This window comes from Agromyces sp. NPDC058136, from assembly GCF_042884375.1.
Lineage (GTDB): Bacteria > Actinomycetota > Actinomycetes > Actinomycetales > Microbacteriaceae > Agromyces.
The window spans coordinates 45,299-65,201 of record NZ_JBHVUA010000002.1 but is presented as its reverse complement, the minus strand read 5'-3'; the positions used below and the strand labels follow the sequence as shown (position 1 = coordinate 65,201).

Annotated in this window: 18 protein-coding genes; 10 read left to right on the top strand and 8 right to left on the bottom strand. The window is 72.1% G+C overall.

Annotated elements, in window-relative coordinates; translation table 11 throughout:
* Positions 1-153: 153 nt before the first annotated feature.
* From ACFVTX_RS06655 to ACFVTX_RS06620, 8 genes are all read left to right on the top strand, one after another.
* Positions 154-1,158 carry an isopenicillin N synthase family dioxygenase gene (locus tag ACFVTX_RS06655; protein ID WP_386898800.1) on the top strand — a complete coding sequence of 335 codons (1,005 nt, stop codon included), beginning with the start codon at positions 154-156 and terminating at the stop codon, positions 1,156-1,158.
* A 190-nt stretch (positions 1,159-1,348) separates the two neighbouring features.
* The gene (locus ACFVTX_RS06650; protein ID WP_386898799.1) at positions 1,349-2,233 is read left to right on the top strand and encodes an ABC transporter ATP-binding protein; all 885 of its coding nucleotides are present in this window, start codon (positions 1,349-1,351) and stop codon (positions 2,231-2,233) included.
* Entirely contained in the window at positions 2,230-3,033 is an 804-nt protein-coding gene (locus tag ACFVTX_RS06645) for an ABC transporter permease (protein ID WP_386898798.1), read from the top strand. Before ACFVTX_RS06650 ends, ACFVTX_RS06645 begins: the two co-directional genes overlap by 4 nt.
* A 35-nt stretch (positions 3,034-3,068) precedes the next feature.
* Positions 3,069-4,235: a sensor histidine kinase gene (locus ACFVTX_RS06640; protein WP_386898797.1), complete on the top strand. Its 1,167-nt coding sequence runs from the start codon at positions 3,069-3,071 to the stop codon at positions 4,233-4,235.
* Positions 4,232-4,882, top strand: coding sequence for a response regulator (locus ACFVTX_RS06635; protein WP_386898796.1), 651 nt, complete (start codon positions 4,232-4,234; stop codon positions 4,880-4,882). Before ACFVTX_RS06640 ends, ACFVTX_RS06635 begins: the two co-directional genes overlap by 4 nt.
* 39 nt (positions 4,883-4,921) lie before the next feature.
* Entirely contained in the window at positions 4,922-5,602 is a 681-nt protein-coding gene (locus tag ACFVTX_RS06630) for a TetR/AcrR family transcriptional regulator (protein WP_386898795.1), read from the top strand.
* A complete protein-coding gene (locus tag ACFVTX_RS06625; protein WP_386898794.1) occupies positions 5,599-7,275 on the top strand; it encodes an MDR family MFS transporter in 1,677 nt (558 codons plus the stop codon). The genes ACFVTX_RS06630 and ACFVTX_RS06625 overlap by 4 nt, the downstream gene beginning before the upstream one ends.
* A gap of 78 nt (positions 7,276-7,353) precedes the next feature.
* A complete protein-coding gene (locus ACFVTX_RS06620; protein ID WP_386899401.1) occupies positions 7,354-9,093 on the top strand; it encodes a long-chain-fatty-acid--CoA ligase in 1,740 nt (579 codons plus the stop codon).
* Positions 9,094-9,173: 80 nt separating this feature from the next.
* Here ACFVTX_RS06620 and ACFVTX_RS06615 read toward each other — a convergent pair whose 3' ends face one another.
* The 7 genes from ACFVTX_RS06615 to ACFVTX_RS06585 form a co-directional block, all read right to left on the bottom strand.
* Positions 9,174-10,019, bottom strand: coding sequence for an ABC transporter permease (locus ACFVTX_RS06615; protein ID WP_386898793.1), 846 nt, complete (start codon positions 10,017-10,019; stop codon positions 9,174-9,176).
* On the bottom strand, positions 10,016-10,981 hold the full coding sequence (locus ACFVTX_RS06610; protein WP_386898792.1) for an ATP-binding cassette domain-containing protein: 966 nt from the start codon (positions 10,979-10,981) through the stop codon (positions 10,016-10,018). The genes ACFVTX_RS06615 and ACFVTX_RS06610 overlap by 4 nt, the downstream gene beginning before the upstream one ends.
* A gap of 261 nt (positions 10,982-11,242) precedes the next feature.
* Positions 11,243-12,085, bottom strand: a complete 843-nt coding sequence (locus ACFVTX_RS06605) for a DUF4097 domain-containing protein (RefSeq protein ID WP_386898791.1) — start codon at positions 12,083-12,085, stop codon at positions 11,243-11,245.
* A 94-nt stretch (positions 12,086-12,179) separates the two neighbouring features.
* Positions 12,180-12,722, bottom strand: coding sequence for a histidine kinase (locus ACFVTX_RS06600; protein WP_386898790.1), 543 nt, complete (start codon positions 12,720-12,722; stop codon positions 12,180-12,182).
* 122 nt (positions 12,723-12,844) lie between these two features.
* Complete coding sequence (locus ACFVTX_RS06595) at positions 12,845-14,203, bottom strand: lytic polysaccharide monooxygenase (protein WP_386898789.1); 1,359 nt, start codon at positions 14,201-14,203, stop codon at positions 12,845-12,847.
* Positions 14,204-14,306: 103 nt separating this feature from the next.
* Positions 14,307-14,981 (bottom strand): LuxR C-terminal-related transcriptional regulator, encoded by a 675-nt coding sequence (locus ACFVTX_RS06590; protein ID WP_386898788.1) that lies wholly within the window; start codon positions 14,979-14,981, stop codon positions 14,307-14,309.
* Positions 14,974-16,248 carry a PspC domain-containing protein gene (locus tag ACFVTX_RS06585; RefSeq protein ID WP_386898787.1) on the bottom strand — a complete coding sequence of 425 codons (1,275 nt, stop codon included), beginning with the start codon at positions 16,246-16,248 and terminating at the stop codon, positions 14,974-14,976. The genes ACFVTX_RS06590 and ACFVTX_RS06585 overlap by 8 nt, the downstream gene beginning before the upstream one ends.
* Before the next feature lie 115 nt (positions 16,249-16,363).
* On the opposite strand from ACFVTX_RS06585, the gene ACFVTX_RS06580 reads away from it, so the two are divergent.
* Both ACFVTX_RS06580 and ACFVTX_RS06575 read left to right on the top strand, forming a co-directional pair.
* Positions 16,364-18,025, top strand: a complete 1,662-nt coding sequence (locus tag ACFVTX_RS06580) for a PspC domain-containing protein (RefSeq protein WP_386898786.1) — start codon at positions 16,364-16,366, stop codon at positions 18,023-18,025.
* 2 nt (positions 18,026-18,027) lie between these two features.
* A complete protein-coding gene (locus ACFVTX_RS06575; RefSeq protein ID WP_386898785.1) occupies positions 18,028-18,453 on the top strand; it encodes a hypothetical protein in 426 nt (141 codons plus the stop codon).
* Positions 18,454-18,672: 219 nt separating this feature from the next.
* Here ACFVTX_RS06575 and ACFVTX_RS06570 read toward each other — a convergent pair whose 3' ends face one another.
* Positions 18,673-19,902 (bottom strand): UDP-N-acetylmuramate dehydrogenase, encoded by a 1,230-nt coding sequence (locus tag ACFVTX_RS06570; protein ID WP_386898784.1) that lies wholly within the window; start codon positions 19,900-19,902, stop codon positions 18,673-18,675.
* Between the last annotated feature and the right edge of the window lies 1 nt (position 19,903).

Genomic DNA, 19,903 nt, shown 5'->3' with positions numbered 1-19,903 from the left:
CGCCGCATCCGACGCGTCCGCGTCAGCTCCGTGGCATCCGTCTCGAATCGATCTCGCACCGATCTCGACACCCGGATGCCGCGCAGCCGACGTCAACGGATGCCGGGGTCGCCTGGTCGTCGGCGAACCATCCGGCACCGAAAGGACCACCACATGTCCGCCATTCCCGTTCTCGACCTCTCACTGCTCAACGGCACCCCCGAGCAGCAGGCGCAGTTCCGCGACGAGCTCCGCCGCGCGACCCACGAGGTCGGCTTCTTCTCGCTCATCGGCCACGGCGTCCCGCGCGAACTCATCGAGCGCGCCTACGCGACGGCCCGGGCGTTCTTCGCGCTGCCCGAGTCGCACAAGCTCGCGATCGAGAACGTCACGAGCCCGCACTTCCGCGGCTACACGCGCATGGGCGGCGAGCGCACGCTCGGCCGCGTCGACATCCGCGAGCAGATCGACCTCGGCGCCGAGCGCCCCGCCGTCGACATGACGGCCGACACCGCCGACTACTGGGTGCTCGAGGGCCCGAACCTGTGGCCGTCGGCGCTTCCCGAACTGCGTGCGGTCTCCGAGGAGTGGATCGCCCGCCTCGACGAGGTCGGCACCCGCCTGCTGCGCGCCTGGGCCGAATCGCTCGGCGCGGCCCCCGACACCTTCGACGCCGCCTTCGAGCGCCCCTCGCCCTACCTCAAGATCGTGCGGTACCCCGGCGTCGACGCCGAGCAGCCCGCGCAGGGCGTCGGCGCCCACAAGGACCTCGGCGTGCTCACCCTGCTCTCCGTCGAGGACGGCAAGGCGGGCCTCCAGGTCGAGAAGGACGGCGAGTGGATCGACGTCGTCGCCCCGGCGGGCGCGTTCATCGTGAACATCGGCGAGCTCCTCGAGATCGCGACGGGCGGGTACCTCAAGGCGACGAACCACCGCGTCGTCTCCCCCGCGCCCGGCACCGAGCGCATCTCCATCCCCTACTTCCACGGGCCCGCGCTCGACGCCGTGATCCCGACCGTCGAGCTGCCGCCGGCACTCGCCGCAGAGGCCCACGGCATCACGCGCGACCCCGCGAACCCGCTGCACGCCGTGTTCGGGGAGAACTGGCTGAAGAGCCGGCTGCGCGCCCACCCGAACGTCGTCGAGGCGCAGCACCCGCGCCTCCTCGTCGGCGCCTGAGCGCAGCTCCGCTCCTCGTCCACGCTGCTGCCGCTGCTGCTCGTGCAGGAGATCGGGCCCCATCCCTCGCTCATGGCCGGGATCGCGACCAATCTCCTGCACGAGCAACTCGGCATCCACCGATCGGTGGATGCCGGAATCGACCCGTCGGGCGCTGCCGCCCGCGACGCCGCGGTGCCACGCTGGGGGCATGACGACGAACGATGCGGCCGTGCGGGTGCGGGAGCTCCGCAAGCAGTACGGCCAGAAGACCGCGGTCGACGGGGTGAGCTTCGACATCTCCCCCGGTGAGACCTTCGCCCTGCTCGGGCCGAACGGCGCCGGCAAGTCGACCACCATCGAGATCCTCGAGGGATACCGCAGCCGCACGGGCGGCGAGGTGAGCGTGCTCGGCACCGACCCCGCGAAGGGCGGACTCGACTGGAAGGCCCGCCTCGGCATCGTGCTGCAGTCGAGCGGCGAGTCGGGCCTCGTGACCGTGACCGAGCAGCTGGCGCACTTCGCCGGCTTCTACCCGAACCCGCGCGACCTCGACGAGGTGATCGCCGCCGTCGGCCTCGAAGCGCAGGCGAAGACCCGCATCTCGAAGCTCTCGGGCGGGCAGCAACGCCGCGTCGACGTGGCGCTCGGCATCATCGGCCGGCCCGAACTGCTCTTCCTCGACGAGCCGACCACCGGGTTCGACCCCGAGGCGCGGCGGCGGTTCTGGGAGGTCATCCGGGGGCTGAAGGCCGAGGGCACGACCATCCTCCTGACCACCCATTACCTCGACGAGGCGGCACAGCTCGCCGACCGAGCGGGCGTGATCGCCGGAGGCCGGCTCGTCGACTTCGGCGGCATCGACGAGATCGGCGGCGCCGACGCGCGCGTGCCGCTCGTGCGATGGCGCGACGCGGGCGGGGTGCTCCACGAGGAGCGCACGAACGAGCCGGGCCTCGTCGTGGCGGCGGTCGTGGCATCCGCCGGCGGTGAGCCCGCCGAGCTCGAGGTGATCCGTCCGAGCCTCGAGGACGTGTACCTACAACTCGTACGCAGCGTCGACGGCGCTGCCGACCCCGAGGAGGTGCTCGCATGAGCACGGTCGCGCTCGGCGCATCCCGCATCGGCTACGAGACGAAGACCTACTTCCGCTCGTTCGACACCCTGTTCTTCACGTTCCTGTTCCCGTTCGTGATGCTCGCGATCTTCTCCGCCGCGTTCAGCGCGCAGGGCGAGGTCGGGCCTCCCGGCTCGGAGATCTCGATCGCCGCGTACTACCTGCCCGGCATGATCGCCGCCGGCATCCTGCTGTCGGGCGTGCAGAACCTCGCCGTCGACATCGCGATGGAGAAGTCGAACGGCACGCTCAAACGGCTCGGCGGCACGCCGCTGTCGCCGATCAGCTACTTCCTCGGCAAGATCGGCCAGGTGTTCGTCACCGGTTCGCTGCAGGCGGGCCTCCTCATCCTCGGCGGATGGCTCGTGCTCGGCATCGAGATGCCGACGGAGCCCGAGAAGTGGCTGACCTTCGCGTGGGTGTTCGTGCTCGGGCTCGTGACGTGCGCGCTCGTCGGCATCGCCCTCTCCGCGGTTCCCCGCAGCGGCAAGAGCGCGACCGCCGTCGTGATCCCGATCGTGCTGCTGCTGCAGTTCATCTCGGGCGTCTACCTGCAGTGGAACATGCTGCCCGCCTGGCTGCAGGACATCGCGAGCCTCTTCCCCCTCAAGTGGATCGCGCAGGGCATGCGCTACGTGTTCCTGCCCGAGGGCTGGGAGGTGCTCGAGCAGAACGAGTCGTGGAACCTGCCCGGCGTCGCCATCGCGCTCGGCATCTGGCTCGTCGTCGGGCTCGTCGTGAGCCGCCTCACGTTCCGCTGGATCCGGCGGGATGCGTGAGGCACCCCGCCGCCCCCGCGTGAGAGCATGACGGCATGCTGAACCGCCGGTGGTGGGATGCCGCGGCGCTCGCGGTCGCCGCGGTGACCGTGCTGTTCGGAGTTTCCGACCCCCCGTACGGCCCGAGCGACTGGGGAGCGTGGGCGGTCATGGCCGTCTTCCTGATCGTCTACTTCGCGTACCTGCGAGGGCGCATCGGTGGCGAGGATGCCACGCAGCACCTCGTGATCACCGCGGTGCTCGCGGTGATCGTCGGCACGGGCGTCGCGTTCGACCCCGGCGCCTCGATCCTGCAGGCCTTCGCCTACCCGTTCGTCTGGATCACCTCGCCGTCGACCCGGCGTGCGATCGTCGCGAACGTGGTCATCGCCGTCGCGCTGCTCGTCGGCTACCTCGTGCACTTCGGTCTCGGCGGGTGGCTCGCGGGCATCGCCGTCGCGACCCTCTCGCTCGGCTTCAGCCTCGCCCTCGGCCTCTGGATCACGCACATCGCCTCGATCGGCGAGGAGCGGGCCCGCCTCTTCGACGAGTTGCAGGCGGCGCAGGGGCAGCTCGCGGCGATGCACCGCGAGGCGGGCGTCAACGAGGAGCGCGCGCGACTCGCCCGCGAGATCCACGACACGATCGCGCAGAGCCTCACGGGCCTCGTGATGGTCGCGCAGCGCACCGAGAACCGACTCGCGGGTGTCGAGGGCGGTGCGGCCGCCGCGGCGCTCGGCGACATCGAACTCATCGAGCAGATGGCGCGGGAGGCCCTCACGGAGGCACGGGGGCTCGTCGCCTCGCTCGCCCCGGTGTCGGCCGACGGCGGCCTCGCGGCCGCGCTCGGCCGACTGGGTGCCGCGTTCGAGCGCGAGACGGGCGTTCGGGTCGACATCGAGGCGGATGCCACGGGGCTCGACCGCGAACTCGAAGTCGTGCTGCTGCGCTGCGCCCAGGAGGGGCTCGCGAACGTGCGCAAGCACGCGCAGGCGAGCCGGGCCCTGATCGGGGTGGCGACGACGGCCGACGAGGTGGTGCTGACCGTGCGCGACGACGGCGTCGGGCCGAACGGCGGCACCGGCGGCTTCGGGCTCGCAGGGCTGCGCGACCGGGCGGCGCTCGTCGGGGGCGCCTTCGAGTTCGGCCCGGCCGAGCCCGACGCGGCGGAGCCCCGCGGCGCGCTGCTGCGCATCACCGTTCCGAGGAAGGAGCAGGCATGAGCCAGGCGGGTCCGATCCGAGTGGTCGTGGCCGACGACCATCCGATCGTGCGGGCGGGCATCGTGGGCCTGCTCGACACGGCCGCGGGCATCGAGGTCGTCGGGCAGGCGTCGAACGGCGGCGAGGCCGTCGCACTCGCGCGGGCGGAGCATCCCGATCTCGTGCTCATGGACCTGCGCATGCCGGGCGTCGACGGCGCGACGGCGACCGCCGACATCGTCGCGAGCGTGCCGGGCACCCGCGTGCTCGTGCTCACCACCTACGAGACCGACGAGCACATCCTCTCGGCGATCGAGGCGGGGGCCGGCGGGTACCTCTTGAAGGCGGCGCCGCAGGAGGAGATCCTCGCGGGGATCCGCGCGGTCGCGGCGGGCGAGACGGTGCTCGCGCCGTCGATCGCGGCGAAGCTCGTGGCGCGGGTTCGCGCCGACGCCGCCGAACCGCCTGCGAGCATGCCGAGCCTGTCGCCGCGCGAGCTCGAGGTGCTGCGAGAGGTCGCGGCGGGTCGTTCGAACCCCGAGATCGCGGGGCTGCTGTTCATCGGAGAGGCGACGGTGAAGACGCACCTGCTGCACGTCTTCGAGAAGCTCGAGGTGAGCGATCGCACCCGGGCCGTGACCCGGGCGATGGAGCTCGGCCTGCTGTAGATTTTGCACTCTTGATTCGATAGTGCAAAATTGCACTCTATGAGCGAGAGTGCAACGAAACCCGAAGGCGTCCGCGAGCAGCGCCGCGAGCGCACGCGCCGCGCACTCACCCGCCAAGCGCGCCTGCTCACGATGGAGCACGGGCTGGGCGGCTTCACCGTCGAAGAGCTCTGCGAACGCGTCGGCGTCTCGCGCCGCACCTTCTTCAACTACTTCCATGCCAAGGAGGACGCGGTCGTCGGGCACCGCGACGACACCCTCGACGAGCAGGCGCTCACCGAGTTCGTCAATGCGCGCCCGAGCGACGCCGTCGGCATCTCCGCGACGCTCATGCCCGACCTCATCGCCCTCGCGATCGCGAGCATCCCCTTCGACGACGAGCACCCCGACGACGAGCCGAACCCCGAGATGCTCGTCGAGCGCGAACCGCACCTCCTGCCGAAGTTCATGCGCGAGGGCGCCGAGCTCGAGCGGCGGATGACCGGGGTCATCGAGTTCCGCGAACGGCTCGAACCGGGCGACCCCCGCGCGGCCATGGCCGTGCAGCTCATCGGTACGATCGTGCGCGCCTCCGCCGCCCGCTACTTCGCCCCCGGCAACACCGCCGACTTCGCGACGCTGCTCCTCGCGTCGCTCGACTCGGCACGCACCCTCTTCTCGCCCTGCCCCGACGCCTCCCCCGCCGCCGAGGTCTCCCCCACTCCCGAAGGAACCGAATGACCACCGCACCACCCACACCGGCCGCGCCGCTGCTCCTCACGAAGCGGCGCATCTGGATCATCTTCTCGGCGCTCATCGCCGGCATGCTGCTCTCGAGCCTCGACCAGACCATCGTCTCGACGGCGATGCCGACCATCGTCGGCGAGCTCGGCGGGGTCGAGTACCAGGCGTGGATCACGACCGCCTACCTGCTCGCCACCACCATCGTCATGCCCATCTACGGCAAGTTCGGCGACGTGCTCGGGCGGCGCAACCTCTTCCTCATCGCGATCGCGCTGTTCACGATCGCCTCGATCGGTGCGGCGTTCGCGCCGACGTTCTGGGCGTTCGTCGCGTTCCGCGCGATGCAGGGCCTCGGCGGCGGCGGACTCATGATCCTCTCGCAGGCGATCATCGCCGACATCGTGCCCGCCAACGAGCGCGGCAAGTACATGGGCCCGCTCGGCGCGATCTTCGGCCTCTCGGCCGTCGCCGGCCCGCTCCTCGGCGGCTACTTCGTCGACCACCTCACCTGGCAGTGGGCGTTCTACATCAACATCCCGATCGGCATCGCGGCGTTCGCGATCGCCTGGTTCACGCTCACCCTGCCGAGCAAGAAGGCCACCAGCCGCATCGACGTGCTCGGCGTCATGCTGCTCTCGGCGGCGACCGTCTGCCTCATCTTCTTCACCGACTTCGGCGGCAGCGCCGAGCACGGCTGGGACGCGATCGAGACGTGGGCGTGGGGGCTCGGACTGCTCGCCGCGGCATCCGCCTTCGTGTTCGCCGAAGCCCGCGCCGAGGACCCGATCATCCCGCTGTCGCTCTTCAAGAACCCGGTCTTCATCAACGCGACCGCGATCGGCTTCACCCTCGGTATCGGCATGTTCTCGGCGATCGCGTTCGTGCCGACGTTCCTGCAGATGTCGTCGGGCACCTCGGCGACCGCATCCGGTCTCCTGATGCTGCCCATGATGGCGGGCATGATGGGCACCTCGATCTGGTCGGGCATCGCGATCTCGAGGTCGGGCCGCTACCGCGCCTACCCGATCGCGGGCACCCTCGTCACCGCGGTGGCGATGTTCGCCATGATGACCCTCTCGGCCGACACCCCGATCTGGCTGATCTGCGTCTACCTGTTCGTGTTCGGCGCGGGTCTCGGCCTCATCATGCAGGTCGTCGTGCTCGTGGTGCAGAACGCCGTGCCGGCCACCCAGGTCGGCACCGCGACGAGCACGAACAACTACTTCCGCGAGGTCGGCGCGTCGCTCGGCGTCGCGATCTTCGGCGCGATGTTCACGACGCGGCTCTCCGAGAACCTCACGAAGATCTTCACGGATGCCGGTGCGAGCGCCGCGCAGGCGGGCGACGCGATGTCGACGCTCGACCCGCAGGCGCTCTCCGAGCTGCCCGCCCCCGTGCGCGACGCGATCGTCACGGCGTACGCCGATTCGCTCGCCCCGGTCTTCTGGTACCTCATCCCGTTCATCCTCGCGGCCTTCGTCCTCGCGCTCTTCCTCAAGCAGATCCCGCTCTCCGATCAGGCGGGCATGGTCGCGCGCGGCGAGGCGATCGCCGGCGCAGAGGCGGATGCCGCGGAGCGGGCGCTCCGCGAAGGCCCCACCGTCGTGACGGGGCCGGCCGACGACGCGCCGCTCACGACCGCGACCGGGAGCACGCCCCGCGTCGACTGATTCCACCGACCGCATGGATGCCGCCTACGCTGGAACGCGGAGGCGGCATCCGTGCGTGCCGTGGCAGCGGCGGTCGTCATCGCCGCCGACGCAGACGGATCGGCCGCCCGAGAGGCTGGCATGAACCCGTACGAACACCGCCCGTGGCTCGCGCACTACGCCGAGGGCGTGGCGCACACCATCGAGGAGCCGAGTCAGACGCTCGTCGACATGATCGACGACGCGGTGGGGCGCTTCGGGCGCCGCACCGCCCTCGAGTTCTTCGGCGCCGAGACGAGCTACGCCGAACTCGGTTCGCGGATCGCCTCGGCCGCCGAAGGGCTGCGCCGGCTCGGGGTGACGGCGGGCGACCGCGTCGCACTCGTGCTGCCGAACTGCCCGCAGCACGTCGTCGCGTTCTACGCGGTGCTGCGGCTCGGCGCCATCGTCGTCGAGCACAACCCGCTCTACACGCCGCCCGAGCTGCGGCACCAGTTCGAGGACCACGGTGCGAAGGTCGCGATCGTGTGGAACAAGGCGGCCGACACGATCGCGGAGTTCCCCCGTGACATCCGGCCCGACCACATCGTCTCGGTCGACCTCACGCGCGCCCTCCCGTTCGGGAAGCGCCTCGCGCTGCGACTGCCGGTGCCGGCGGCCCGGCGCTCGCGCGCCGCGATCACCGCGACGCCGACGACCCGCGGGCTCGTGGCCTGGGAGCAGCTGACGTCGCGGCGCGCGCTGTCGAAGCGGCACGCGCGCCCGAGCCTCGACGACACCGCCGTCCTGCAGTACACGAGCGGCACGACGGGCACGCCGAAGGGCGCGATCCTCAGCCACCGCAACCTGCGGGCGAACGCGATGCAGGGTCGCGCGTGGGTGCCTGGGCTCACCGAGGGCGAGGAGGTGTTCTACGGCGTGCTGCCGCTCTTCCATGCCTACGGCATGACGCTGTGCCTCACCTTCGCGATGAGCATCGGGGCACGGCTGGTGCTGTTCCCGACCTTCGACTCGAAGCTCGTGCTCGACGCGGCCCGGCATTCGCCGCCGACGTTCCTGCCCGCGGTGCCGCCGATCTACGACCGGCTCGTGCGGGACGCGGCCGAGCATCCGCGCGCGCTCCGCAGCATCCGGTTCGCCATCTCGGGGGCGATGAGCCTGCCGATCGCGACCGTCGACCTGTGGGAGTCGGCGACCGGCGGCCTCCTCGTCGAGGGGTACGGCATGACCGAGTCGTCGCCGATCACCCTCGGCAACCCGATGGGGCCGACCCGGCGCCCCGGCACGGTGGGCGTGCCGTTCCCGAGCACCGAGATCCGAGTCGTCGACCCCGACGCCCCCGACGTCGACGTGCCCGCCGGCGAGGCCGGCGAACTGCTCGTGCGCGGACCGCAGGTGTTCCAGGGGTACTGGCGCCGGCCCGCCGAGACGGCTGAGACGCTGCGCCCCGGCGGGTGGCTGCGGACGGGCGACATCGTGCGCGTCTCGGGCGACGGCTTCGTCACGATCGTCGACCGCCTGAAGGAGCTCATCATCACGGGCGGCTTCAACGTCTCACCCTCGGAGGTCGAGGTCGCGCTGCTCGCGCACCCCGACGTGCGCGGGGCCGCGGTGGTCGGGCTGCCGGGCCGGACGGGCGGCGAGATCGTGGCCGCGGGCGTCGAGCTGCGCGAGGGCGCCGTCTTCGACGAGACGGCGCTCCGCGACTTCTGCCGGGCGAGCCTCACCCCCTACAAGGTGCCGAAGCGGGTCGAGCCCTTCGACGAGCTGCCGCGCTCGCTCATCGGCAAGGTGCTGCGCCGCGACGTGCGCGACGCCATCCTCTCGCGCACGCAGTAGGCGCACGCGCTCCGGTGCGCACTCGAGCGGGGCGGATGCCACGGGCATCCGCCCCGCTCGATCGTTCGATCGGCGCGCGACTACTTCACCGACTTGCGGTTGTACAGCCGCAGCGACCACACGTAGCCGATGAGCGTGAGCACGGCGCACCAGGCGAGGGTGAGCCAGCCGTTGTCGCCCATCGGGGTGCCGGTGAGGAGCGACCGCACCGTCTCCATGAACGGCGTGAACGGCTGGTGCTCGGCGAACCACTCGACGCCGGCGGGCATCGAGTCGGTCGGCACGAAGCCGCTGCCGAGCAGCGGCAGGAGCACGAGCAGGAGCGGCGCGTTCGACGCCGACTCCACGGTCTTCGCCGCCGTGCCGAACGCCACGCCGAGCCAGGTGATCGAGAAGGCGATCAGCACGATCACGCCCGCCGCGAGCGCCCACTCCGCCGGGCCGGTCGTCGCACGGAACCCGAGCGCGAGCGCCACCCCGAACACGAGGGCGACCGCGAGGAGCGTCTGCAGCAGATTGCCGAGCACGTGCCCGGTGAGCACCGCCGCCCGCGAGATCGCCATCGTGCGGAAGCGGGCGATGATGCCCTCGGTCATGTCCATCGCGACCGTGATCGCGGTCGACGGTGCGGCCGCGGCGATCGTGATGAGGAGGATCCCGGGCACCACGTACACGAGGTACTCGGGGATGCCCGCATCGGCGCCCACCCCCGGCAGCCCTGCGCCGAGCGTGCCGCCGAAGACGAACACGAACAGCAGCAGGAACACGACCGGCATCGCGACCGTCTGGATCGTGAGCGCCGGATAGCGGATCATGTGCAGCAGGTTCCGCCGGGTCATCGTGACCGCGTCGGCGAGGAAGTGGTTGCGGCGCGGAGCGCGGGCCGGCGCGGGCACGCCCTTCGGGGTGGCGGTTGCGGTGCTCATCGTGCGTTCTCCTTCGTCTGAGTGCCGTGACCCGTGAGCGCGAAGAACACGTCGTCGAGGTCGGGCGTGCGGATCTCGAGGCCCTCGACCGGGGCTCCGTCGTCGAGCCGGCCGAGCACCTGCTTGACCGAACCGAAGCCGCCGTCGCTCGGCACCTCGAGGGTGAGGGTCTCGTCGTCGCGCTCGATCCCGTCGGCCGCGCCGACGAGGGCGTCGGCCGCAGTCGCGAGCGCCGTGGCATCCGCGAACTGCAGCCTGATGCGGCCGCCGCCGATGCGACGCTTGAGCTCGGTCGCGGTGCCCTCGGCGACGAACCTGCCGCCGTCGAGCAGCGCGATGCGGTCGGCGAGTTCGTCGGCCTCCTCGAGGTACTGCGTGGTGAGGAAGATCGTCACCCCGCGGTCGGCGAGCCCGCGCACGATCTGCCACATCGTGCGGCGGCTGCGCGGGTCGAGCCCCGTCGTCGGCTCGTCGAGGAAGATGATCCTCGGCTCGTCGACGAGGGTCATCGCGAGGTCGAGCCGGCGGCGCATGCCGCCCGAATACGTCGACAGCGGCTTGCCCGCCGCCTCGACGAGGTCGAACTGCTCGAGCAGGGCGTCGACGCGGGCCCGGCCCTGCCGCTTCGGCAGGTGCCGCAGATCCGCCATGAGCTGCAGGTTCTCGCGACCCGTGAGGAGGGTGTCGACAGCGGCGAACTGCCCGGTGAGGCCGATCAGGCTGCGCACCCCGTCGGCATCGGCCGTGACGTCGAAGCCGCCGACCCGCGCCTCGCCGCCGTCGGGGCGCAGCAGGGTGGTGAGGATGTGGACCATGGTGGTCTTGCCGGCGCCGTTCGGGCCGAGCAGGGCGAAGATGCTGCCCGGGGCGACGTCGAGGTCGATGCCGTCGAGCACGACCTTCTGCTTGTACGACTTGCGGAGGCCCCGCACACTGATCGCGGGGATGGACTGCTGGTTCATTGCCGTACTCCTTCTCCTGCGCCCGCGTCGTTCGCGCGGAGGGCAGGGCTTCGCCTGCCGTTCGGGCAGGCTCGAGCATCGCGAGGGTCGCGATTCGGTGAGTGGATGCCGCGTGGTGCGCGGTGTTCGTGCGCCGCGAGCGCGGCGTGTTCGGCGTCGGGGCGGCGACGTACATCGGGGCCGCGCCCCGACGGTTCAGGCCCGTCGGATGACGATGTCTCCCCACGAGCTGGTTCGACGTCGGGGCCGCGCCCCGACGGTTCAGGCCCGTCGGATGACGATGTCTCCCCACGAGCTGTGGGCGCGTACCTGCACGGTGCGCTCGGACTCGGCCGGGCCGTCGCCCACGCTGAGGGTGTTGGTGACGGTGCCGTGCTCGGTCGACACGTCGATCCAGGCGGCGGTGCCCTGCGCGATGCCGACCTCGAGCCCGCCGAAGGAGCTCTCGAGATCGACCTCGCCCGCGGTCACCTCGGCGATGCGCACACCGCCGTGGGCGGTCTTGATGCTCGCCGAGGAGCCGGCGCGGTCGACCCAGATCGAGCCGTACGCGCCCTTCACGGTGAGCAGACCCGACACCTCGCCGATGGTGGTGTCGCCGTAGGAGCTCGTGACCGCGGCGTCGCCGTACACGTCGCCGAGGCGGACGCTGCCGGTCGCGGCGTGGAGCTCGGCGTCACCGGTCGCGGTGCCGACGACGATCGAGCCGGCGCCGGTGCGCAACTGCACCGGGCCCGCCGCGTCGACGGTGAGGTCGCCCGCGCCCGACTTCATGCGGCAGGCGCCGAGCCGACCCTCCGTGCGGAGGTTGCCGGCGGCGACGGCGCCCTGCACCGAGGAGCCGAGCGGGAGCTCGATGGTGACGTCGACCGAGTCGGACGGACCGATCCAGCCGAGCCGCACCTTGGCGGTGCGCACCCGCAGGCGACCGTCGAAGTACTCGATCTCGGCCTTCTCGGCCGTCTTCACGTCGGCGGCGCGGCCGGGGCGGCTCGGCCTGACCTCGACGACGGTGTCGTCGCGATCGCTCGCGATGACGCGGATGTTGCCGGCGGCGACGTCGAGCACGACGTCGATGGGGTTCGGGGTTGCGAAAACGGGCATGACTGATCTCCTCGTGATGAGTGCGTCTGGATGACGGCCCGTGGGCCGGAAGTGTGCGGTGGTGCTGCGCGGGGTCAGCTCGTGGGGTGTGGGGTCATCGCACCCAGCCCGTGAGTCGTTCGCCGCCGCGCGCGCCCCGTGAGGCCGGCTGGGCCTGCTGGTTCGGCACCCGCGTCGGCTGCTCGAGGGCCTGGCCGACCGCCCGCACAAGCCAGGTGTTCACCGACAGCCCGTCGCGTGCGGCGGCCTCTTCGACCCGCGCCTTGAGGTGGTCGGGCAGGCGGAGCGTGGTGCGGCTCGTGCCGCCCTCGTCGTCGAGCGGCGCGGGCGCCACGGGCGCCGCGGGCGCCGCGGGCGGCGTCGGCAGTGCGACCTCTGCGGCGAACACCGGCTGCGCCGGCTTCGACACGACGAACTCGGGCTCGCGCCCGCGCAGTCGCACCTCGACCGACCCGGGGGCGAGCTCGACCGTGATCTCTCCCGCGGCGGCCGACAGTGCTTCGAGCAGCACGAGCCGGGCCGCGGCGTCGAGCGGGGCGGTGAGTCGCTCGGCGAGCTGCCGGGCGTCGTCACCCCCGGCCTCGGCCGCGATCGCCAGCTGGCGGTGCAGTTCGTCGACGTAGTGCGAGAGTTCCATGACACCAATATGACACCACCGTGGTGTCATGTCAAGGTCTCTGGTGTCAGATTGATGTCACGGTGACACCAGGCATGCGAACGGCCCGGGTCGCCCCGGGCCGTTCCGTGTGTTCCGCCGGCTCAGGCGAGCGGCTTCCACAGCGCGCGAGCCGTGATCCAGTTCGGGTCGCCGACGCCCGTGTGGCTCTGCACGCACTCGTAGCGAGTGCCGCCGTACTGCACGACCTGGCCCTTCGCATAGCTGCCGGAGGGGTTCCACGTCGGCACGGTCGGGTCGGTCGGCGCGGCCGCCGTCGTCACCCCGAACACCGCGCTCGGCGCCGAGACGTTGCCCGCGGCGTCCACGGCGAGCACCCGGTAGCGGTACGCCGTCGCCGCAGCGAGCCCCGCGTCCATGAGGGAGGTGCCCGTCACCTGCGCCACCTGCGCGAAGGCGCCCGAACCCGTCGCCCGCTCCACGCGGTACGACACCACGCCGGTGTCATCGCTCGACGCGCCCCACATGAGGTCGACGCTCGACGAGGTCGTGCCCATGCTGTGCACCCCGGTCGGCGCCGTCGGCGCCTGCGTGTCGACCGCGGGCGGCGCCTGCGTCGTCACGGCGAGCTCGGCCGACGCCGCCGAGAGGTTGCCCGCCGCGTCGAATGCGCGCACCGTGTAGCGGTACGCCGTCGCCGCCGTGAGCCCCGAGTCGGTGTAGGCGCGCGTCGTGGTCGTGCCGACCTGGGCGCCGTCGCGGAACACGCGGTAGCCCGACACCGCGACGGCGTCGCTCGACGCGTTCCAGCCGAGGGAGACCGAGGTCTGCGACGTCGAGGTCGCGGCAAGGCCCGTGGGCGCCGTCGGCGCCGTGACATCCACCGGGGTCTGACCGCCCGAGATGTTCACGTCGATGACGTTGTAGAACGCGTTGACCGTGTTCGAGATCTCCCAGACCGCGAGGATCACGTGGTAGCCCGAGTGGTCCGCCGGGATGTTCACGGTGTGCACCGGGTTCGTGCTCGCCGCCGAACCGTCGTGGGGCAAGTTCTTCAGCAGCTCGAAGTCGCCGCGGTCGAGGGGGGCGTTCGGGTCCCAGCCGTTCTTCGTGATGTAGTACGTGAACTTCTCGGTGTTGTGCGGCGCGGTGAACGTCCAGCCGAACTGGTGCGCGCCGGGGCTCACCTCGTTCTTCACCCAGCGGGTCGCGCTCTGCTCGTCGAGCGGGGCGAACGCCGCGACCCCCGCCGAGGCGAGCTTGCCGTCGGCCGGGCCGCCGACGGGGTAGTCGCCCACGCCCTCGATGCTCTGCGGTTCGTACTGCACCTGCCCGAGACCCGTGTTGCCGGGCATCGCGGCACGCGCCGTGAGGTCGGATGCACTGCCCCCGATCCACCCGTGGCTCTGCGCCGCACCGGCCGCGCCGAGCGTGAGCGCTCCGGCCGCGAGTGCGGCGGTGAGCGCCGCCGCCGACATCCGTACTCCGTGCCGTACCGTCATGGTTCCCTCCGAATCGTCGTGCGATGCCGCGAGGCTAACCGCGGGCGCGACGGCGCGGGATCGGGGGAACTACCTACTCACGAGCACGAAGGCGCCGGATGCCTCAGAGCAGGCGCCGCGCGTTCGCCCACGCCGTGAGCTCGTGCCGGCTCGAGAGCTGGAGCTTGCGCAGCACTGCCGAGACGTGCGTCTCGACCGTCTTCGTCGAGATGAAGAGCTCGGCCGCGACCTCCTTGTAGGCGTAGCCGCGGGCGATGAGGCGCATCACCTCCTGCTCGCGGGCGGAGAGCCGGTCGAGTTCGTCGTTCGCCTGCGCGGTCTCGCCGAGGGCGGCGCCGAAGGCGTCGAGCACGAAGCCCGCGAGCTTCGGCGAGAACACGGCGTCGCCGCCCGCGACGGCGTGCACGGCCCGGCTGACGTCGGCGCCCGATGAGCCCTTCGTGATGTAGCCGCGGGCGCCGGCCCTGATGACACCGACGACGTCTTCGGCCTTGTCGGAGACCGAGAGCGCGAGGAACTTCGTACCGGGCACGGCGTTCGCCGCCCGGCGGATCACCTCGGCCCCGCCGCTCGAGCCCGCGGGCACCGCGACGCCCGGCAGGTGCACGTCGAGGAGGACCACGTCGGGCGCCGCGGCAGTGACTGCCTCGACCGCCGACTCGACGTCGTACGCCTCGCCGACGACGTCGATCGTGTCGTCGAGGTCGGCCTTCAACCCCGAACGGAAGATCGAATGGTCGTCGACCACGACGACCCGCACCCGCTCGCGCTCAGCCACGGTTCCCCTCCGCTCCGGCGCGCTCGGCCGGGAACCGCAGCCGCACCTCGGTGCCGACGCCGCCGACGCCCGGCGCCACCGAACCCGAGCCGCCGGCCCGCCGCATCCGCCCGATGATCGACTCGCGAACGCCCAGCCGGTCGCCCGGCACCTCGGCGAGGTCGAAGCCCGGCCCCCGATCGCGCACGAACACCTCGACCGCCTCGGGACTCGACTCCACGTACACCGACACCTCACCTCCGGCGTGCCTGGCCGCGTTCAGCATGGCCTCGCGCGCGGCGGCGGCGAGCTCGCCGCTCGCCCGCTCGCGGATCTCGCCCACCACGACGACGTCGACCGTCACCGCGTAGTCGATCTCGAGGGCGGCCGCGAAGTCGCGGAGGTCGGTGCCGAGATCGCTGTCTGCCGGGGCGTCGCCCGCGAACAACCAGTCGCGCAGCTCCCGCTCCTGCGCCCGCGCGATGCGCGCCACCTCGCTCGTCGCGCCCGCCCGGTTCTGGATGAGCGCGAGGGTCTGCAGCACCGAGTCGTGCAGGTGCGCGGCGATCTCGCTGCGCTGCTCCTCGCGGATGCGCTTCACCCGCTCGTCGCCGAACTCGCGCCACTTCGCGATGAGCGTCGGCACGTACACGAGCGCGATGCCGAGCACCGCGGCGAGCGCGGCGGCGAAGACCACGACGGTGCTCATGCGCCCGCCCGCCTCGGGGCGGACGACGAAGACGAGCACGAACGCCGTCACCGCGAGGAGCCCCGTGGCGATGCTGCGGATCATCAGCTCGTGGCGCGGACCCCGCGCCGGGTCGGGGCGGTCGATGAGCGTCGCCCATGCGGACGCCGCGATCGCGAGCCCGATGCCGAGGAACGTCGCGGTGTACCACTGCGACCAACTGCCCGAGGCGGTGAAGTACCACTGGCCGCTCTGCGTCCACACGGCGACGAGGAACAGCCCCGCCGCGGCGAGCAGCAGCCATGCGACGGGTGCACGACGCGCCGGCCGCTCCTCCCCCGCGGCCCACGGCGTCAGCGCCCACAACCACAGATAGAGCAGCAGGCCCGCACCGCTCGCGAAGCTCGCCACGACGAACGCGGCCCGCACGAGCCCGACCCGCCAGCCGAGATGCTCGGCAAGACCCGCCGCGACGCCCGTGGCGACGCAGTCGCGCGGACGGGTCATCCGGGGGCCGGGGCCGGCGGGCGCGGGTGACGGCGGCTCTGCTGGCGGCGACGGCGCAGCGGCATCCACCGCGGGTGCCGTGCGCTCGTCCATGTCTGCAATCCAAGCAGACGGAGGCGCCGCCGCCTCGGCCCGGGCCCGACGCTCAGGGTCGAATCAGGGATTCACCCCATCGCGGGCGGTGGCCCGATCCTGCCAGCATCGAAGCATGGAGACGAACCAGACCGCCCCCGAGGCCGGCCGAGCGCCGGAGGATGTGCAGGGGGACTCCGCGTCCGCCGGCCCGCAGGCCGGAGGGGCGGTCGGTTCGTCGCCGGAGGATGTGCAGGGGGACTCCGCGTCCGCCGGCCCGCAGGCCGGAGGGGCGGTCGGTTCGGCTTCGACGCCGGATGCCACGGGCCCCGGCTTCTACCCCTGGCTGCGCCGTCTCGGCGTGCCCCGACGCGCCGGCTGGCTCGGCGGCGTCTGCGCGGGCGTCGCCGCCCGGCTCGGCATCGACCCGATCATCGTGCGGGGCATCGTCGTCGTCATCGCGCTGCTCGGCGCCCCCTTCGTGCTCGTCTACGCGATCGCGTGGCTGCTGCTGCCCGACACCGAGGGCGAGATCCACCTCGAGCGCCTCACGCAGGGCGTCGTCGACCCCGCGATCGTCGGCATCGCGGTGATGGGCGTCGTCGGGTTCATCCCGCTCGTCCAGGGCGGTTGGCTCGGCTGGCGCTGGTGGCCCGACTGGCGGATCTCCGACCCGGTCTTCGGCATCGACCTCACGCTGCCCATCCGCATCGTCTGGGCGCTCGTCGTCATCGGCGCGATCATCTGGTTCATCGTGTGGCTCGCGCAGCGCTCCTCCAAGGACTCCCCGGTCGGCGGTGCGGCGCGAATGGCTTCCGCGCAGGCCGCCGGCCAGGGGCCGACCTCGGGCGCTGCCGGTGCTCCCGGCACGGCCGCAGCAGCCGCCGTGGCATCCGTGCCGCTCGCGGCCGACCCGAATCTTCCCGCCGAACCGCCCGTGCCCGCCGAGGGCGCCGACGCCGCCGAGATCGCCGAGTGGCGGCACCAGCACCAGCAGTGGCGGCACTCGCACGCCGAGTGGAAGGCGGGGCAGACCGAGGCGATCCGCACGGCACGGGCGCAGGCCGCCGAAGAGACCCGGGCCCAGGCCCGCGAGTTCCAGACGCAGGCCGCTGCCGTGCGCGCCGCCCGCAAGGCGGCCCGGCCCCGGGCGAGCGCCGCGGCCGTGTTCACCGCGCTCGGCCTCGCCCTCGTGGGCGGCGCCGCCGCCGCGATCTGGGCGCTCGCCGACCACGAGCTCGCCGGCTGGGCGGTGCCGATCGCCCTCGCGACCGCGACCCTCGTGCTCGCCGCGGGCATGTTCGTCGCCGCCGTGCTGCGCCGCCGCAGCGGTGCGCTCGCCACCTTCACCTCGCTGAGCCTCGTCGCGATGCTCATCGCCGTCGCCTCCTCGAGCGTGGCGCCGTTCGGCACATTGCTCATGCCGGGCTCGTCGATCGTGCTCGACGCCTCGGCCAGCTACGTCCAGCCGGTCGGCGACGCGACCGTGTCACTCGGCTACTCCCCGTCAGGACTTCAGGAAGTCACCCTCACCCAGGGCACCGGGAACACCTATCTCTACATCCAACCCGGACAACGGATCCAGGCGGACCTCACCGACGCCGGCCCCGTCGTGATCTCCGTCATCTCGCCGGACGGCACCTACAGCGAGGTGCCGAGCGGCAGCGTTCGCGAGCGGTTCGTCGTGTTCGGCGGCGACGAGACGATCGAGACCGGCTCCGACCCCACCGTCGATGCACGGTTGGTGCTGAGCCAGGATTCGGGCAGCGTGTTCGTGCAGATCTTCGAAGGAGAATGACCATGGCCGCAACGAACGATCGCGACGACGACCCCGCGCTGGTGCTCGACGAGCTCGCCGGCACGGCCGAGCAGCCGACCACCCAGCTCGCCGGGCTCACGCCGCCGCCGGTCCCCGTGCCGCCTGCTCCGTCCGCGCCAGCGCCCTTCGCCGCCGGCGCCTCGCGCGCAAGCGAACCGGCCCCGCGCCCGACCGTGCGCTGGGGCGCCCTGGTCTGGAGCCTGCTGTTCGGCGCGACCGCCGCGATCGTGCTGTGGGTCGTCACCGATCCGCTCCGCCGCGAGCGCGCGGGCGACTGGTTCGCCGAGCTCGACCCCTTCGCGGCGTGGCTCTACGTGCTCATCGGCATCGGCGCGATCGTCGCGATCTTCGGCCTCGTCGGGCTCATCCGTCGGGGCGAACGGCGACGGCGCGCGGCGTCCAGCTGATCTCCCGCCGGTTGAGGAGCGCCGACGCGCAGCGGCGACGCGTCTCGAAACCCGGTGAGCCGCTCCCAAGACCCGGGTCACCACGGTTTCGAGACGCGTCCGACTTCGTCGGGCGCTCCTCAACCAGCGGGCGGGCGTGCTGAGAGCTCGACGTCGACGCGCAGCGGCGTCGCGTCTCGAAACCCGGTGAGCCGCTCCTCGACCAGCGGGCGGGCGTTCTTACAGCTCGACGCCGACGAGCACCGGCTCGGGCCGCAGCACGATGCCGAACTCGGCCTGCACGCGCTGCTGGACGAAGCGGGCGAGCTGTGCGAGCTCGGCGGCGCTCGCGCCGCCCCGGTTCGTGAGCGCGAGGGTGTGCTTCGACGAGATCGCGGCGCGCGACCCCGGCAGCGCGAAGCCCCGGCCGATGCCCGAGTTCTCGATGAGCCACGCCGCCGAGAGCTTCACGAGCGGGCCCGGCCCCGGGGCATCGGGCTTCGGTGACCCGTCGGATGCCTCGAGCTCGGCCTGCAGCTCGAGGAACGCGTCGAGCGGGGTGCCCGAGGCGATCGTCGCGAGCGGGGTCACCTCGTCGGGCTCGTCGGGCTCGACGTACCAGCGGGGGGCGTCGGCCGGCATCGAGCGGGCCGTGCGCTCGTTCACGATCGGGTTCGTGAAGAACGAGCCCGCGCTCACCGAGTCGGGGTCGGCGGGGTCGAGCACCATGCCCTTCGACGCCCGCAGCGCGAGCACCGTCTCGCGCACCCGCGCGACCGGCACCCGGTCGCCCTGCTGCACGTGCAGCGCACCGGCGAGCTGGGCGTAGGCGATGGGCTGGCCGAGCGCTTCGCCGAGCACGGCGAGCTCGGGCGCCGTGTCGTGCAGCTCGAGCTCGACCGAGACGACGATGCCCGCGAGCCCCTGCTTCAGCACCGAGGTGCGGTACCCGAGCTCGAGCTCGTCGGCCGTCATGCGCCGGGGGCGCTCGGCGCCCTCGTCGAGGAACTCGATCGCGACGAGCGTCGCCTCGAGCTCCTGCCCGTAGGCGCCGATGTTCTGCACGGGTGCGGCACCCACCGACCCGGGAATGCCCGAGAGCGCCTCGATGCCCGAGTAGCCGTGCTCGACCGTCCACGCGACCAGTTCGTCCCACACCTCGCCCGCCTGCACCCGCAGGCGCACGACGTCGCTCTCGCTGTGGTCTCGATACGCTCCTTCGTCGCCACTCGACCGACGAGAGGGCAGCACCTCGATGCCCTTCGTCGCGATGCGGATCACGGTGCCGTCGAAGCCGTCGTCGCCGACGAGCAGGTTCGAACCGCCGCCGAGCGCCAGCCACGGGTCGTCCGACGACCAGGCCTCGATCGCGAGGTCGACGAGATCGCGCTGCGTCGTCGCCGTGACGAGGCGCGCGATCGGCCCGCCGACCTGCAGGGTCGTGAACTCGGAGAACTCCACGTCGCCCATG

Excerpts from the sequence above, each read along its gene's own strand:
- ACFVTX_RS06655 (WP_386898800.1), top strand. The coding sequence starts at position 154 with ATGTCCGCCATTCCCGTTCTCGACCTCTCACTGCTCAACGGCACCCCC.
- ACFVTX_RS06650 (WP_386898799.1), top strand. The coding sequence starts at position 1,349 with ATGACGACGAACGATGCGGCCGTGCGGGTGCGGGAGCTCCGCAAGCAG.
- ACFVTX_RS06645 (WP_386898798.1), top strand. The coding sequence starts at position 2,230 with ATGAGCACGGTCGCGCTCGGCGCATCCCGCATCGGCTACGAGACGAAG.
- ACFVTX_RS06640 (WP_386898797.1), top strand. The coding sequence starts at position 3,069 with ATGCTGAACCGCCGGTGGTGGGATGCCGCGGCGCTCGCGGTCGCCGCG.
- ACFVTX_RS06635 (WP_386898796.1), top strand. The coding sequence starts at position 4,232 with ATGAGCCAGGCGGGTCCGATCCGAGTGGTCGTGGCCGACGACCATCCG.
- ACFVTX_RS06630 (WP_386898795.1), top strand. The coding sequence starts at position 4,922 with ATGAGCGAGAGTGCAACGAAACCCGAAGGCGTCCGCGAGCAGCGCCGC.
- ACFVTX_RS06625 (WP_386898794.1), top strand. The coding sequence starts at position 5,599 with ATGACCACCGCACCACCCACACCGGCCGCGCCGCTGCTCCTCACGAAG.
- ACFVTX_RS06615 (WP_386898793.1), bottom strand. The coding sequence starts at position 10,019 with ATGAGCACCGCAACCGCCACCCCGAAGGGCGTGCCCGCGCCGGCCCGC.
- ACFVTX_RS06610 (WP_386898792.1), bottom strand. The coding sequence starts at position 10,981 with ATGAACCAGCAGTCCATCCCCGCGATCAGTGTGCGGGGCCTCCGCAAG.
- ACFVTX_RS06605 (WP_386898791.1), bottom strand. The coding sequence starts at position 12,085 with ATGCCCGTTTTCGCAACCCCGAACCCCATCGACGTCGTGCTCGACGTC.
- ACFVTX_RS06600 (WP_386898790.1), bottom strand. The coding sequence starts at position 12,722 with ATGGAACTCTCGCACTACGTCGACGAACTGCACCGCCAGCTGGCGATC.
- ACFVTX_RS06595 (WP_386898789.1), bottom strand. The coding sequence starts at position 14,203 with ATGACGGTACGGCACGGAGTACGGATGTCGGCGGCGGCGCTCACCGCC.
- ACFVTX_RS06585 (WP_386898787.1), bottom strand. The coding sequence starts at position 16,248 with ATGGACGAGCGCACGGCACCCGCGGTGGATGCCGCTGCGCCGTCGCCG.
- ACFVTX_RS06580 (WP_386898786.1), top strand. The coding sequence starts at position 16,364 with ATGGAGACGAACCAGACCGCCCCCGAGGCCGGCCGAGCGCCGGAGGAT.
- ACFVTX_RS06575 (WP_386898785.1), top strand. The coding sequence starts at position 18,028 with ATGGCCGCAACGAACGATCGCGACGACGACCCCGCGCTGGTGCTCGAC.
- ACFVTX_RS06570 (WP_386898784.1), bottom strand. The coding sequence starts at position 19,902 with ATGGGCGACGTGGAGTTCTCCGAGTTCACGACCCTGCAGGTCGGCGGG.